15 protein-coding genes, 1 pseudogene and 1 riboswitch are annotated in these 14,752 nt (G+C 69.0%); of the genes and pseudogenes, 13 read left to right on the forward strand and 3 right to left on the reverse strand.

The features are described from left to right. The first annotated feature begins 13 nt into the window (after positions 1 to 13). From R2APBS1_RS03720 to R2APBS1_RS03730, 3 genes and pseudogenes are all read left to right on the forward strand, one after another. Positions 14 to 262 (forward strand): annotated as a pseudogene (locus R2APBS1_RS03720) (DUF427 domain-containing protein). A 75-nt stretch (positions 263 to 337) separates the two neighbouring features. Beyond that, on the forward strand, positions 338 to 1,531 hold the full coding sequence (locus tag R2APBS1_RS03725) for an acyltransferase family protein (RefSeq protein WP_015446933.1): 1,194 nt from the start codon (positions 338 to 340) through the stop codon (positions 1,529 to 1,531). Between the two features lie 61 nt (positions 1,532 to 1,592). Next, positions 1,593 to 1,826: a hypothetical protein gene (locus R2APBS1_RS03730; RefSeq protein WP_007507214.1), complete on the forward strand. Its 234-nt coding sequence runs from the start codon at positions 1,593 to 1,595 to the stop codon at positions 1,824 to 1,826. A gap of 24 nt (positions 1,827 to 1,850) precedes the next feature. Here the strand turns inward: R2APBS1_RS03730 and pyrF are convergent, their stop codons facing one another. Beyond that, the gene (gene pyrF / locus R2APBS1_RS03735) at positions 1,851 to 2,669 is read right to left on the reverse strand and encodes an orotidine-5'-phosphate decarboxylase (protein ID WP_015446935.1); all 819 of its coding nucleotides are present in this window, start codon (positions 2,667 to 2,669) and stop codon (positions 1,851 to 1,853) included. Positions 2,670 to 2,772: 103 nt separating this feature from the next. Further along, a complete protein-coding gene (gene ettA, locus R2APBS1_RS03740; protein WP_015446936.1) occupies positions 2,773 to 4,440 on the reverse strand; it encodes an energy-dependent translational throttle protein EttA in 1,668 nt (555 codons plus the stop codon). 190 nt (positions 4,441 to 4,630) lie between these two features. Between ettA and glyA the strand changes: the two genes are divergently transcribed. The 4 genes from glyA (at position 4,631) to ribD (ending at position 8,296) form a co-directional block, all read left to right on the forward strand. Then, entirely contained in the window at positions 4,631 to 5,884 is a 1,254-nt protein-coding gene (glyA, locus tag R2APBS1_RS03745; RefSeq protein ID WP_015446937.1) for a serine hydroxymethyltransferase, read from the forward strand. 9 nt (positions 5,885 to 5,893) lie between these two features. Continuing rightward, on the forward strand, positions 5,894 to 6,592 hold the full coding sequence (locus R2APBS1_RS03750; RefSeq protein ID WP_015446938.1) for a CTP synthase C-terminal region-related (seleno)protein: 699 nt from the start codon (positions 5,894 to 5,896) through the stop codon (positions 6,590 to 6,592). 2 nt (positions 6,593 to 6,594) lie between these two features. Beyond that, positions 6,595 to 7,107: a transcriptional regulator NrdR gene (nrdR, locus tag R2APBS1_RS03755; RefSeq protein ID WP_007507202.1), complete on the forward strand. Its 513-nt coding sequence runs from the start codon at positions 6,595 to 6,597 to the stop codon at positions 7,105 to 7,107. 127 nt (positions 7,108 to 7,234) lie between these two features. Then, on the forward strand, positions 7,235 to 8,296 hold the full coding sequence (gene ribD / locus R2APBS1_RS03760) for a bifunctional diaminohydroxyphosphoribosylaminopyrimidine deaminase/5-amino-6-(5-phosphoribosylamino)uracil reductase RibD (protein WP_007507200.1): 1,062 nt from the start codon (positions 7,235 to 7,237) through the stop codon (positions 8,294 to 8,296). A 71-nt stretch (positions 8,297 to 8,367) separates the two neighbouring features. Here the strand turns inward: ribD and R2APBS1_RS03765 are convergent, their stop codons facing one another. After that, on the reverse strand, positions 8,368 to 9,378 hold the full coding sequence (locus tag R2APBS1_RS03765) for a zinc-dependent alcohol dehydrogenase family protein (protein WP_007507198.1): 1,011 nt from the start codon (positions 9,376 to 9,378) through the stop codon (positions 8,368 to 8,370). Between the two features lie 90 nt (positions 9,379 to 9,468). On the opposite strand from R2APBS1_RS03765, the gene R2APBS1_RS03770 reads away from it, so the two are divergent. The 6 genes from R2APBS1_RS03770 (at position 9,469) to nusB (ending at position 14,733) form a co-directional block, all read left to right on the forward strand. Beyond that, a complete protein-coding gene (locus R2APBS1_RS03770) occupies positions 9,469 to 10,380 on the forward strand; it encodes a LysR family transcriptional regulator (protein WP_007507196.1) in 912 nt (303 codons plus the stop codon). Between the two features lie 106 nt (positions 10,381 to 10,486). Continuing rightward, a riboswitch (FMN riboswitch) is annotated at positions 10,487 to 10,667 on the forward strand. 136 nt (positions 10,668 to 10,803) lie between these two features. Further along, a complete protein-coding gene (locus R2APBS1_RS03775; RefSeq protein ID WP_007507193.1) occupies positions 10,804 to 11,445 on the forward strand; it encodes a riboflavin synthase in 642 nt (213 codons plus the stop codon). Between the two features lie 144 nt (positions 11,446 to 11,589). Then, a complete protein-coding gene (gene ribB / locus R2APBS1_RS03780; protein ID WP_015446940.1) occupies positions 11,590 to 12,681 on the forward strand; it encodes a 3,4-dihydroxy-2-butanone-4-phosphate synthase in 1,092 nt (363 codons plus the stop codon). An 83-nt stretch (positions 12,682 to 12,764) separates the two neighbouring features. Continuing rightward, the gene (gene ldcA / locus R2APBS1_RS03785; RefSeq protein WP_015446941.1) at positions 12,765 to 13,709 is read left to right on the forward strand and encodes a muramoyltetrapeptide carboxypeptidase; all 945 of its coding nucleotides are present in this window, start codon (positions 12,765 to 12,767) and stop codon (positions 13,707 to 13,709) included. Positions 13,710 to 13,819: 110 nt separating this feature from the next. Beyond that, on the forward strand, positions 13,820 to 14,281 hold the full coding sequence (ribH, locus tag R2APBS1_RS03790; RefSeq protein ID WP_015446942.1) for a 6,7-dimethyl-8-ribityllumazine synthase: 462 nt from the start codon (positions 13,820 to 13,822) through the stop codon (positions 14,279 to 14,281). Further along, entirely contained in the window at positions 14,281 to 14,733 is a 453-nt protein-coding gene (gene nusB, locus R2APBS1_RS03795) for a transcription antitermination factor NusB (protein WP_007507185.1), read from the forward strand. The genes ribH and nusB overlap by 1 nt, the downstream gene beginning before the upstream one ends. The last annotated feature ends 19 nt before the right edge of the window (positions 14,734 to 14,752 follow it).

Raw genomic sequence — 14,752 nt, forward strand, 5'->3', positions numbered from 1 at the left:
CTGGAACGATACCGTGCCCGCCGAAAGCGACGATACCGTTCTCGTCGAAGGCAACCACCATTTCCCGGCCGCATCGTTGCGGCGCGGGCACTTTCGCGAAAGCGAACATCACAGCGTGTGTCCGTGAAAGGGTGTGGCCAGCTACTACGACGTGATCGTCGGCGACGTGGTGAACGCACAGGCGGCCAGGTACTACCCGCAGCCCAGGCGCGCCGCCGCACGGATCGCCGGTCGCGTCGCCTTCTGGAAGGCGTCGATGTGATCGCCTGAGCCGGCCGTTGCTGGTGGCGCGGCGCTCGTCGATGATGCGACACATTGTTCCAGTGCGACCTCATCCATGCAGACCGTACCAGCCACTTCCGCGAACGCCGTGCCGGCGATAGGCACCCGCAATCCCGGCATCGATCTGTTGCGCGGCTTGGCGATCGTGCTGGTGGTGTTCAACCATCTCGGCCTGCGCATTCCGCTGAAAAAGACCGCATTGACCGACGTGCTGCCGGCGTGGCTGCTGAGCCGGCTGAACTACAACGGCTACGAGGCCGTGTTCGTGTTCTTCGTGATCTCGGGATTCCTGATCTCGGGCAACGCGCTGCGCCGCTGGGGGAGTCTGGAAAAGATCGACCTGCGCGCATTCTATGCGCGGCGTTTCGCCCGCATCGTGCCGTGCCTGCTGGCGCTGGTGGCGGTGCTGAGCGTGCTGCACCTGGCCGGCGTGCGCGATTACACGATCATCCACGCCAACCAGTCGCTGCCGCGTGCGATCTTCGCGGCGCTCGGTCTGCACCTGAACTGGTACGAGGGACAGACAGGCTACCTGCCGGGCAACTGGGACGTGCTGTGGTCGCTGTCGATCGAGGAAGTGTTCTACCTCGGCTTTCCGCTGGTGTGTCTGCTCACGCGGCGACGTAGGGTGCTGGTGCCGTGGCTGGCCCTGCTTGCGCTATCGATGCCGTGGACGCATGCCGCCTTGCGCGGCAACGAGATCTGGCAAGAGAAGGCCTATCTGCCCGGCATGTCGGCGATTGCGATCGGTGTGCTGGGTGCGCTGCTGGCCGATGCCTGGCGACCGCCACGGCGTACCGTCGTGATGCTGGGCTGGTTCGGCGCGACGGGGCTGGGTGCGGTGCTGCTGGACGGGGGCGCGCTGTGGCACTGGCTGCGCGACGGCTACATGCTGGTGCTCACATTGTCGTCGCTGTGCCTGGTGCTGTGCTGCCGCTGGCGCACCGACGGCGGCGCGGCACTGTCCTTGCCCGGTTTCGGTTGGCTGCGCAGTTGGGGCCGCCTGAGCTACGAGATCTACCTGACCCACATGTTCGCGGTGTTTGCGGTGGTGCGCGCGTACCGCGCCTGGGGCGGTGACCCGGCCCACGGCTGGTTGTGGTACCTGCCGGCACTGGGCTTGTGCTGGCTGCTGGGTGCGGTGGTGGAGCGTTGGCTGTCCACGCCGTGCGAGCGCTGGCTGCGGCGATGTCTGTGGAAACCGGCCGGCGCCGCACGGCCAACAACCGCTGAACTCCCTGTAGCGTAAGCTGCGTGAGGACGGATATCCGCCCGGGAGAAGTTCGGTGAAGAAAGAAGATGAAACGCACATGCAGATCGTCTCGGCGGACATCAGCTCGGAGGCGCTGACCGGCATGGTGATCTTCCGGCCGCATTGCATGTCCCGTGCGGGCCGCAAGGTGGATGAGGCCGGCAAGAGCGGCCACTGGTATGCCTTGCGCCCTGCCGAGGTGCGCAGCTTTGCGCGTGCGCTGCTGGATGCGGCCGATACGCTGGACCTGAAGACGAAGGCGCTGCAGGCGGCGAAGACGGCGACGGGTTGACCGTGGCGCCGGAGCGCGACGCGCTCAGGCCTGCCGGCAGCGATTGATGGTGTCGCGCAATTCGCTGGCAGCGGCGCGCGCGGCCGCGGCGAAACTCTCGCCGTGGCCGGCATAGAGGATCGCGCGCGACGAGCTGATCAGCAGGCCCGTGCCATCGGCATTGCGACCGTGGCGCAGCACCGCCTCTACGTCGCCGCCCTGGGCGCCGATGCCGGGCACCAGCAGCGGCATCTCGCCGACCACCGCGCGCACCTTGCCCAGTTCCTGCGGCCAGGTGGCGCCGGTGACCAGCGCGCAGTTGCCGTGGCCGTTCCACTCGCGTGCGACCGTCTCGGCCACGCGCAGGTACAGCGGCTGGCCGCCGCAATCCAGCGCCTGGAAATCCGCGCCGCCGGGATTGGAGGTGCGGCAGAGCAGGATCACGCCCTTGTCCGCGCGGTCGAGGAACGGCTGGATCGAGTCGCGTCCGAGGTACGGGTTCAGCGTCACCGCGTCGGCCTGGTAGCGCTCGAACGCCTCGCGGGCGTAGTGCTGCGCCGTGCTGCCGATGTCGCCGCGCTTGGCGTCGAGGATCACCGGCACGCCGGGATGTTCCGCGTGGATGTGCGCGATCAGCCGTTCCAGCGTGTCCTCGGCGCGCAGCGCGGCGAAGTGCGCGATCTGCGGCTTGAACGCGCAGACCAGGTCGGCGGTGGCGTCGACGATGGCGCGGCAGAAATCGAACACCGCGTCGGGCGCATCACGCAGCTGCGCGGGAAATTTCGCCGGTTCCGGATCGAGGCCGACGCAGACCAGCGAGTGGTTGCGGGTCCAGGCCTGCTGCAGGGATTGCATGAAGTGCATCGTGGTCCCCGATTGAGGAGTGAGCGAAGAGGAGTGAGAAAGGAGAGTGGGTGTGAGCTCGTGCTTTCTCTCACTCCTCACATCTCTTCACTCACTCCCGCCTTCAGGCCAGCTTCTTGTATTTCACCCGATGCGGTCGCGCCCCTTCCTCGCCGAGGCGGCGCTTCTTGTCGGCCTCGTACTCGTTGTAGTTGCCGGGGAAGAACTCCACGTGCGAGTCGCCCTCGAACGCGATGATGTGGGTGGCGATGCGGTCGAGGAACCAGCGGTCATGCGAGATCACGATCGCCGAGCCGGGGAATTCGAGCAGGGCGTCTTCCAGCGCGCGCAGGGTTTCCACGTCCAGGTCGTTGGACGGCTCGTCGAGCAGCAGCACGTTGCCGCCCTGCAGCAGGGTCTTGGCCATGTGCAGGCGGCCGCGCTCGCCGCCGGACAGGCTGCCGACGATCTTCTGCTGGTCGGTGCCCTTGAAGTTGAAGCGGCCGATGTAGGCGCGCGACTGGATCTCGAAGTTGCCGATGGTGAGGATGTCCGAACCGCCGGACACTTCCTGCCACACGTTGTTCTTCGGGTCGAGCGCGTCGCGCGACTGGTCGACATACGCCAGCTTGGTGGTGTGGCCGAGCTTCACCTCGCCGGAGTCCGGCGTTTCCTTGCCCATGATCATCTTCATCAGGGTGGATTTGCCGGCGCCGTTCGGACCGATCACGCCGATGATGGCGCCCGGCGGCACCTTGAACGACAGGTTCTCGATCAGCACGCGGTCGCCGAACGACTTGGTCACGTTCTTGAATTCGATCACTTCCTGGCCCAGCCGTTCGCCCGGCGGGATGAAGATCTCGTTGGTCTCGTTGCGGCGCTGGTAGTCGACCGAGTTCAGCTCCTCGAAGCGGGCCAGGCGGGCCTTGCCCTTGGACTGGCGGCCCTTGGCGGCCGAGCGTACCCACTCCAGCTCCTTCGCGATGGCCTTCTGGCGCGACTTCTCCTGGTTCGCTTCCTGCTTCAGGCGGGCGTCCTTCTGCTCCAGCCATTCGGTGTAGTTGCCCTTCCACGGAATGCCGCGGCCGCGGTCGAGTTCGAGGATCCACTCGGCGGCGTTGTCGAGGAAGTAGCGGTCATGGGTGACCGCCACCACGGTGCCGGGATAGTCGTGCAGGAATTTTTCCAGCCAGTCCACCGACTCGGCGTCCAGATGGTTGGTGGGCTCGTCCAGCAGCAGCATGTCCGGCTTGGACAGCAGCAGGCGGCACAGCGCCACGCGGCGCTTCTCGCCACCGGACAGCGGGCCGATCTTCGCGTCCCACGGCGGCAGACGCAGCGCGTCGGCGGCGACTTCCAGCTGACGCTCCAGCGCATGCGCGTCGTTCGCGGCGAGCAGGTTTTCCAGCTTCTCCTGCTCCTTGGCCAGTGCGTCGAAGTCGGCGCCTTCCTCGGCATAGGCGGCGTAGACCTCCTCCAGCCGCTTCTGCGCGTCGAGGATTTCGGCCACGCCTTCCTCGACCACTTCGCGCACGGTCTTTTCCGGATCCAGGTTAGGCTCCTGCGCCAGGTAGCCGATCTTGGTGCCCGGCTGCGCACGCGCCTCGCCCTGGAAGTCGGTGTCCACGCCGGCCATGATCTTCAGCACGGTGGACTTGCCCGCGCCGTTGACGCCGAGCAGGCCGATCTTGGCGCCGGGGAAGAAGCTGAGCGAGATGTCCTTGATGATCTGGCGCTTCGGCGGGACGATCTTGCTGACCCCGTTCATGGTGTAGATGTACTGCGAGCTCATGCAACCTCCGAAGGCGTGCGCCGCACCGCCTGCAGGGTCGGCACGGAAAGGGGAATTCGTCAAACCGCGCATTATAGCGGGTTGTGACATCGCGCCGATGCCACCGCCCGGATCCGCCCGGCGGTGGCCGCAAACGCCCGGCGGCGCTACACTTTCCGGCTAATCCCGCTTGCCAATTGCCGAGGCCAGAATGTTCCCCAAGGACTGCACGATTGCCGGTTACGACGACGAACTGGCCAAGGCCATCGCCGATGAAGGCCGGCGCCAGGAGGATCACGTCGAGCTGATCGCCTCGGAGAACTATGCCAGCCCGCGGGTGATGGAAGCGCAGGGCTCCAAGCTGACCAACAAGTACGCCGAGGGCTACCCGGGCAAGCGCTACTACGGCGGCTGCGAATACGTGGACGTCGCCGAGACGCTGGCGATCGAGCGGCTGAAGCAGCTGTTCGACTGCGACTACGCCAACGTGCAGCCGCACTCCGGCTCGCAGGCGAACCAGGCGGTGTATCTGGCGCTACTGCAGCCGGGTGACACCATCCTGGGCATGTCGCTCGCCCATGGCGGCCATCTCACCCACGGCGCCAAGGTCAACATCAGCGGCAAGCTGTTCAACGCGGTGCAGTACGGCGTCGACGGGAACGGCCTGATCGACTACGACGAAGTGCAACGCCTGGCCACCGAGCACCGGCCGAAGATGCTGGTCGGCGGCTTCAGCGCCTACTCGCAGGTGGTCGACTGGGCGCGCATGCGCCGGATCGCCGATTCGGTCGGCGCGCTGTTCTTCGTCGACATGGCCCACGTCGCCGGCCTGGTCGCCGCCGGCGTGTACCCCAGCCCGCTGCCGCACGCGCACGTGGTCACCTCGACCACCCACAAGACGCTGCGCGGCCCGCGCGGCGGCATCATCGTGGCGAAGGGGGCGGGCGAGGAGATCGAGAAGAAGCTGCAGTCGATCGTGTTCCCCGGTATCCAGGGTGGCCCGCTGATGCACGTGATCGCGGCCAAGGCGGTGGCGTTCAAGGAAGCGCTGGAGCCCGCGTTCACCACCTACCAGACCCAGGTGGTGAAGAACGCCAAGGCGATGGCGAAGACCTTCATCGCGCGCGGCTACAAGATCGTCTCCGGCGGCACCGAGAACCACCTGATGCTGGTCGACCTGATCGGCCGCGAGGTCACCGGCAAGGCCGCCGAGGAAGCGCTGGGCAAGGCGCACATCACGGTCAACAAGAACGCCGTGCCGAACGACCCGCGCAAGCCGTTCGTCACCTCCGGCCTGCGCGTCGGCACCCCGGCCGTCACCACCCGCGGCTACCGGGAAGCGGACGTGACCGAACTGGCGAACTGGATCTGCGACGTGCTGGACGCGCCAGCCGACGAGGCGGTGATCGCCCGCGTGCGCGGGAACGTCACGGCGCAGTGCCAGAAGTTCCCGGTCTACGGCTGAGCCACCGGCATGCACGCCCTGCAGGTCGGGCTGATCGGCGATCACAACGATGAGGTGGTCGCCCATCGTGCCATTCCCGTGGCGTTGGACATGGCGGCCGCTGCCTGCGGCGTGACGGTCGAGCCGATCTGGATACCGACCGACCAGGTCGGCGACGGCGCCGCGCTGGCGGAGTTCGACGGACTCTGGTGCGTTCCGGCCAGTCCGTATCGCAGTGCAGAAGGCGCGCTCGCCGCGATCCGCGTGGCGCGCGAGCGGCACGTCCCGTTCCTGGGCACCTGCGGCGGCTTCCAGCATGCCGTGATCGAATATGCGCGCAACGTGCTTGGCTGGGCCGACGCCGAGCATGCCGAGACGGCATCGCAAGCCCGGCGCCAGGTGATCGTGCCGCTGCTGTGCACGCTGGTCGAGGTGACCGATGCCGTACGTCTGGTCGAGGGCTCCCGGCTGGCGCTGGCCTATGGTGCGAAGGCGATCGCCGAGGGCTATCACTGCAGCTACGGCTTGAGTCCCGATTTCCGGGAGGCGCTTGCGGATGGTCCGCTGCGAATCTGTGCCGTGGACGCCGCCGGCGAGGTTCGCGGCATCGAACTGGAGGACCACCCATTTTTTGTCGCCACCCTGTTCCAGCATGAACGGGGCGCCCTGCAGGGACGGGTGCCGCCGGCGGTGCGTGCTTTCGTGCAGGTGATGGCCGACACTTACTGACCATGCATTGCCCCTTCTGCCAGCACGAAGACACCCGCGTGATCGACTCGCGGCTGACCGAGGACGGCAGCAGCGTGCGTCGTCGGCGCGAGTGCGAGCAGTGCGGCGAGCGCTTCAACACGTTCGAGACGGCCGAGCTGAAACTGCCGGCGATCGTGAAGAGCGGCGAGCGGCGCGAGATGTTCGACGAGCGCAAGCTCAGGGTGAGTTTCGAGCGCGCACTGCAGAAGCGCCCGGTGGCCAGCGATGCGGTGGACGCCGCGGTGCGCGCCATCGTCAACGACCTGCGCCGCAGCAGCGAGCGCGAGGTGCCGTCGCGCCAGGTCGGCGAGCTGGTGATGCGCGAGCTGAAGAAGCTCGACCAGGTCGCCTACGTGCGCTTCGCCTCGGTCTACCGCAAGTTCGAGGACGTGCACGCCTTCCGCGAGGAGATCGAGAAGCTGGAGCGCGACCTGCCGGGGCTGGCCGACCTGCAGTTGCCCCTGCTCGGCGGCGGCAAGCGGGCAGGCAAATGACGATGGCAGGAGCGCACTCCGTGCGCGATGCTTTCCGTCGCGTGACGAAGAGCCTCACGCACGGGGTGCGCTCCTGCCAAGGCACGGCGGCGTGACCGCCACTTTCTCGGCGACCGATCACCTCCACATGGCGCATGCCTTGCGCCTCGCCGAGCGCGGCCTGTACACCACCCAGCCGAACCCGCGCGTGGGCTGCGTGATCGCGCATGGCGACGCGGTGGTCGGCACCGGCTTTCATCGGCGCGCCGGCGAGCCGCACGCGGAAGTGTTCGCGCTGCGCGAGGCGGGCGAACGGGCGCGCGGCGCCACCGCCTACGTGACGCTGGAGCCGTGCGCGCACCACGGACGCACGCCGCCGTGCGCCGACGCGCTGATCGCCGCCAGCGTCGGGCGGGTGGTCGTCGCGGCGGAGGACACGTTCCCGCAAGTCGACGGCCGCGGCATCGGCAAGCTGCGCGATGCCGGCATCACGGTCGCATCGGGCCTGATGCGCGAAGCGGCGCGCGCGCTGAACGTCGGTTTCTTCAGCCGGATCGAGCGCGGGCGCCCGTTCGTGCGGCTGAAGCTGGCGATGAGCCTGGACGGCCGCACCGCGCTGGCCAGCGGCGAATCGAAGTGGATCACCGGCGAAGCCGCGCGCGCCGACGTGCAACGCTGGCGCGCGCGTTCAAGTGCCATCCTCACCGGCAGCGGCACCGTGCTGGCCGACAACCCGCACCTCACCGTGCGGTTGCCCGACGGCGAAGAGTTCGCGCCGCCGCTGCGGGTGGTCCTCGACCGCCAGTTGCGCACGCCGGCCGGCAGCCGCGTGCTGGACGGTTCGGCGCCGACGTTGCTGCTGCATGGCGCGGCGGCGACCTGCAGCGACGACCGCTTCGAGCGGGTCGAGCGGGTGGCGCTGCCCACGCCGGGCGATGCGCTCGACCTGCGCACCGTGCTGGCCCTGCTGGGCGGGCGCGGCTGCAACGAGGTTCACGTGGAGGCCGGCCCGACCCTGGGTGGCGCCCTGTTCTCCGCCGGCCTGGTCGACGAACTGCTGCTCTACGTGGCTCCGCTGCTGCTGGGTGATCGAGCGCGGGCACTGCTGCAGCTGCCACCGCTGGCCGACATGGCTGCGCGCTGGCGCTTGCAGGTGATCGACCAGCGCATGCTGGGCGCGGATATCCGCCTGCGATTGCGCCCGGGCTGATCCGCCGTATCGCTGCCATGCGGGCGCACGCGGCGGCGCAAGCCGCCGGGCAATCGCGCGTGGACGAATGCTCAGCGCGTGAAGTCGATCGCAAGCTTGCCGAAGTGGCGGCCGGCGCCGAGCTGCTCGAAGGCCTCGCGCAGCTGGCCGAAGCCGTAGACGTGGTCGATCACCGGCTCCAGCCCGCCAGCCTCGATGGCGGCCACCATCCGCTCGTGGGCTTCCAGCGATGCCACCGACAGGCCCTGCAGGCGCACGCGCTTGAGCACCATTGGGGTCAGCGGCAGCGTCGCCTCGCTGCCGCCGAGCCAGCCGAGCACGGCGACGACGCCGTGCATGCGCACGGCCTCCAGTGATTGCGCCAGCGTGGCCGCGCCGATCGTCTCGACGACCAGGTCGACTCCCGCGCCGCCGCTGGCCTCGCGTACCAGCGCACCCCACTGCGGGTGCTTCGCGTAGTTGATGCCGACGTTCGCGCCCAGCGCCGTAGCGCGTTCGAGCTTGTCGTCGCTGGACGACAGCACGATCGCCCGTGCGCCCCGCAACCGCGCGAACTGCAGCGCGAACAGCGACACGCCGCCGGTGCCCAGCAGCAGCACGGTCTGCCCACTGGTCACGCGGGCCATCTCCAGCGCCTGCCAGGCGGTGAGCGCGGCGATCGGCAGCGTGGCCGCCTGCACGGCAGAGAACCGGGCAGGCGCACGTGCCAGCGAGTACTCGTCGAAGCAGGCCAGCTCGCGCATCACCCCGGGCTCGGGCCCGCCGATCTCGGCGCCTTCCCATTCCGGCCGCATGGCGCCGGCGATCCAGCGTGACTTGTAGAACGTGGTGACGCGGTCACCGGGCTTGAAGCGGGTCACCGCCTCGCCCACTTCCTGCACCGTGCCGGCACCGTCGGACACCGGCACGATCGGCAGCCGCACGCCACGATAGAGCTGACCGTCGACCAGCATGCGGTCGCGGAAGTTCAGCGAGGCCGCTTCCATGCGCACCAACACCTCCTTCGGGCCGGGGCGCGGGGTGGGTAGGTCGATCGATTCGAGATGGTCCAGGCCGAAGGCGGAAAGCTGGATGGCGCGCATGGGGACGACTCCGTGGTGGGAAGGTGGGCATGGTCCCGCCGTCGCCGTTCGGTGATAATCCACACAAATGGATAATCTTCTGTTCGCTGAATGAATCAATCATTCGACCTCACGCCCGCCCGTCTGCGCGAACTGCGCGCGTTTGCGGCGGCCGCGCGACGGCTCAACTTCTCGCGCGCGGCGCTGGAGGTGGGCTGTACGCCGTCGGTACTGAGCCGGCGCATCGCGACACTGGAGGAGGCGGTCGGTGCGCGGCTGTTTTTGCGCACCACCCGGCGCATGGCGCTGACCGCGCGCGGCGAGCAGTTGCTGACGCAATGGCAGCGCATGGAAACGGTGATGGCCGAGTTGGCCGCCGACCTGCGCCCGCCCGATGGCGAACTGGGCGGCCGCCTCTGCGTGCACCTGCCGGCCAGCTTCGGTCGCTATCGCATGGCCCCGCTGCTGGCCGCTTTCATGCGCGAACACCCCGGCGTGCGCATCGACGCGGTATACGACGATACCTACGTCGACATGGTGTCCGGCAGGGTGGATCTGGCCGTGCGGCTGGGGCACCTGGCCGATGTGCAACTGGTGGCGCGCCGGGCCGGCACGATGCGCCTGTATCCCTGCGCCTCGCCCGGTTACCTGGCCTCGGCGCCGCCGCTGCGCGACCCGGCCGACCTCAAGGCGCACCGCTGCATCACCTTCACCGGTTACCGCCGCGGCACGCTGTGGTCGTTCAGCCGGCAGCGCCAGCGGCGCGCGGTACGCATCGAGCCGGTGCTGAGCTGCAACGATGCGCAGGCGATCCGCGACGCGATACTGGCCGGCGTGGGCATCGGCCTGCAGGGTAACTACATGGCCGACGCGCTGGTTGCCGAAGGCCGCATGGTCGAGCTGCTGCCGCGATGGCAGCTGCCGGCGTTCCCGGTGCACCTGCTGTGGCTGCCCGGGGCGGACCGCACGCCGGCGCTGCGGGCCCTGATCGACCACCTGGCCACGGCGCTGACGGTGCAGTGAGGGTGTGGCCGCGATCGTGCACGGGGCGGAACGCTGTTTCCCGTCCTGCCGCCGGCTCCGGCCGGTGATGGTGCTAGACTTCCGGCGCCGGTCAGCCGGCATGACACGACGTCTTCAGGGCGGGGCGAAATTCCCCACCGGCGGTAGGCCCCGGTTTTCACGGTTTGGGGCGAGCCCGCGAGCGCTTCCGGCCACGCCGGAAGGTCAGCAGATCCGGTCGAATGCCGGAGCCGACGGTTGGCAGCGGGTGACCGCTTCCTCACAGTCCGGATAAAGCGAAGACGGTTCGGCGCACGGCCTCGCGGCCCGGCGCCGGGCCTCATGCCTTGAGGCGTTTTTCGCAGCTGCGCCACGCGGGAAACGACGCATGGAATCCATCGCCTTTTTTGCACGGCCCACCGCCTTCCGATCGGAGGTGCGCTGATGTTTACCGGCATCGTCCAGTCCGTGGGCCGCGTCGCGCGGCTCGAACCGCGTGGCGGCGACGTGCGCCTGCACGTCGATACCGCCGACCTCGATCTCGCCGACGTGCAGCCGGGCGACTCGATCGCCGTGTCCGGCGTGTGCCTTACCGCGATCACGCTGGAACCGCGCGGTTTCAGTGCCGACGTTTCCAACGAGACGCTGTCGCTGACCTCGCTGGGCCAGCTCAAGCCGGGCGACCCGGTGAACCTGGAGAAAGCGCTGCGCCTGGCCGACCGGCTCGGCGGGCACCTGGTTTCCGGCCACGTCGACGGCCTCGGCAAGGTGGTGTCGATCGCGCCGGACGGACGCTCGCAGCGCTGGACGTTCGAGGTGCCGGCGGCGATCTCGCGCTACATCGTGGCGAAAGGCTCGGTCTGCATCGACGGCAGCAGCCTCACCGTCAACGAGGTCGCCGGGCATCGCTTCGGCGTCAACCTGATCCCGCACACGGTCGAGCACACCGCGTTCCACGCGCGCCGCGTCGGCGACGCGGTGAACATCGAGGTGGATGTGGTGGCCCGCTACATCGAGCGGCTGCTGTCGCGGGGTGAGCCGCCGCGTATCGACGAGGCGTTCCTCAAGCAGCATGGCTTTGCCTGACAGCAAGCCCATCTCCCGCCGGGAGAGGGCTGGGGTGAGGGTCCGCGCGAAGCCACGATACCTCGCTCCGCCCGTACCCTCATCCGCCCCTTCGGGGCACCTTCTCCCAAGGGGGAGAAGGGAACCACCACACGGATACACGCCATGCCATTCAACACCATTCCCGAAATCCTCGACGACATCCGCGCCGGCCGCATGGTCGTCATCCTCGACGACGAGGACCGCGAGAACGAGGGCGACCTGATCATGGCGGCGCAGATGGTGCGGCCGGAGGACGTCAACTTCATGGTGCGCGAGGCGCGCGGCCTGCTGTGCCTCACGCTCACCGAGCAGCGCACGCGCCAGCTCGGCCTGCGCCCGATGGTCAGCGACAACACCTCGGCCTACCACACCAACTTCACCGTCTCGATCGAGGCGGCCGAGGGCGTCACCACCGGCATCTCGGCACACGACCGCGCACGCACCATCCAGGTGGCGGTGAAGTCCGATGCGAAGCCGCAGGACCTGTCGCAGCCGGGCCACATCTTCCCGCTGACCGCGCAGCCGGGCGGCGTGCTGACCCGCGCCGGGCACACCGAGGCCGGTTGCGACCTGGCCGCGCTGGCCGGGCTGGAACCGTCGGCGGTGCTGATCGAGATCCTGCACGAGGACGGCTCGATGGCGCGCCGGCCGGAGCTGGAGATCTTCGCGCGCAAGCACGGCCTGAAGATCGGCTCCATCGCCGAGCTGATCCGCTACCGCCTGGAAACCGAGAAGACCGTGCAACGCGTGCACGAGGAAGACGTGGATACCGAGTTCGGCCCGTTCCGGCTGGTGGCGTACCGCGACGCGATCCGCCGCGGCCTGCACTACGCGCTGGTGCGCGGCCAGGTCAACGACGGCGCGCCGGCGCTGACCCGCGTGCACGTGCGCAACACCTTGTCCGACGTGCTGCACCTGAAGCGCGATGATCTCGGCCTCACCGTGACCGCGGCACTGCGCCGGATCGCCGACGAGGATCGCGGCGTGCTGCTGGTGCTGTCCGGCGAGGACACCCCCGAGGCGCTGCTGGCCCGGCTCAACCGCCAGCCGGGCAAACTGGCGCCGGAGGAGGCGCAGCAGCAGGAGTGGCGCCAGCTTGGTCTCGGCGCGCAGATCCTGGCCGACCTCGGCGTGCACCGCCTGCGCGTGCTCGGCACCCCGCGCAAGATGGTCGGCCTGGGCGGCTTCGGGCTGGAAGTGGTGGAGTACGTTTGATCCGCCACGCCCGCGCCACCGCGGCGCCATGCGGTGGCGCCTGCGTCGCCGCATAATCCGTCTTCATGCCACCGACCCTGCCCATGCCCGACACCCGTATCTGCCTGATCGCTCCCTCCGGCTATCCGCACGATCGCGCCGCGATGGCGCGCGGCGTGGCGCGGCTGCGCGAGGCCGGTTGCGTGTTGAGCGGGCTGGAGGTGCTCGACCGCAGCGAGCAGCGCTACGCCGGCAGCGACGCGCAGCGCGCCGCCGACCTCAATGCGCTGGCCACGGCGGACGCCTTGCCGGACATCGCGTTGGCGATCCGCGGCGGCTACGGCGCCACCCGCCTGCTGGCGCAGCTGCACTACGGCGCCCTGCGCGAACGGCTGAGCGGTAGCCATACCCTGCTGGTCGGCCACAGCGACTTCACCGCGCTGCAGCTGGCGCTGCATGCGCAGAGCGGCCTGTGCACGTTCAGCGGCCCGATGCTGGGCGCCGACTTCGGCGCCGAAACGCTCAGCGAGTTCACCTGGCGGCAGTTCTGGGACACCGCGCGTTCCCCTTCCGCGCGGGTCGAGTGGGTCACCGTACCCGACGCCGAACTCGACGTCGCGGGGCCGCTGTGGGGCGGCAACCTGGCGGTGCTGTGCAGCCTGCTCGGCACGCCGTATTTCCCGGGCACCGACGGTCGCGGCATCGACGGCGGCATCCTGTACGTCGAGGACGTCGGCGAGCCGCCGTTCCGGATCGAGCGGATGCTGTACCAGCTGCACCTGTCCGGTGTGCTGGGGCGCCAACGTGCGCTGCTGCTGGGCCACTTCAGCCAGTGCCGGCCCAGCCGCTACGACAACGGCTACGAGCTGGCCGACAGCTTCGCGCAGATCCGCCGCGCCAGCGGCGTGCCGGTACTCGGCGGCCTGCCGATCGGCCACGAGCCGGACAAGTGCACCCTGCCGTTCGGCGCGCCGGCGCGGCTGCAGGTCGCCGGAGGCAACGCGCAACTGTCTTTCAGCGGCTATCCGCATTTGACGCCCGGCGGCTGAGCGCTGATCCTCCCCCGCGAGCAGGAGAGGGCGTCCGTCAGGCAGGATCTCCGCCAAACCCGTAAAATGCCCGTTCTGCATGGGCCGCGCGCCCACTCAAGGAAACCGCAATGAAGACCATCGAAGGCGACTTCGCCACTCCGAAAGGCCGCTTCGCCATCGTCGCCGGCCGTTTCAACGGCTTCGTCGTGGAACCGCTGGTGGCTGGCGCGCGCGACGCGCTGCTGCGCCACGGCGTGAAGGACGACGCGATCGAGCTGGTGCGCGTGCCGGGTGCATGGGAGATCGCGCTGGCCGCGCACAAGCTGGCCAGTTCCGGCAAGTACGTGGCGGTGATCGCGCTGGGCGCGGTGATCCGCGGCGCCACCCCGCACTTCGATTTCGTCGCCGGCGAATGCGCCAAGGGCCTGGCCAAGGCCGCGCTGGATGCCGGCGTGCCGGTGGCGTTCGGCGTGCTGACCACCGACAGCATCGAGCAGGCGATCGAGCGCGCCGGCACCAAGGCCGGCAACAAGGGCGCCGACGCCGCCATGGCCGCACTGGAAATGGTCAACCTGTACGGGAAGCTGTGATGCAGCACGCCCCGCAAGGCATCGACCTGGCCGCGCGCTCGCGCGCCCGCCGCCGCGCGCTGCAGGCGCTGTATGCGTGGCAGCTCAGCGGCAGCCACATGAACGCGGTGATCGAGCAGTTCCGCCACGAGCAGGACATGGAAGTGGCCGACCTGGACTACTTCGAGGACCTGCTGCACGGCGTGGAGAAGAACCTCGATGTGCTGGACGGGGCGCTGCGTCCGCACCTCGACCGCGAGGTGGCGCAGGTCGACCCGATCGAACGTGCCGCGCTGCGGCTGGCGGCGTACGAGCTGAAGTTCCGCCCCGACGTGCCGTACCGCGTGGTGATCAACGAGGCGATCGAGGTCACCAAGCGCTTCGGTGCCGACCACGGCCACAGCTACGTCAACGGCGTGCTGGACAAGCTGGCCGGCGACTTGCGCGCGGTCGAGAAGCAGCACGGCCGCTGAGCAGCGGACCGCTTCCGTC

It is taken from the genome of Rhodanobacter denitrificans (assembly GCF_000230695.2).
Lineage (GTDB): Bacteria > Pseudomonadota > Gammaproteobacteria > Xanthomonadales > Rhodanobacteraceae > Rhodanobacter > Rhodanobacter denitrificans.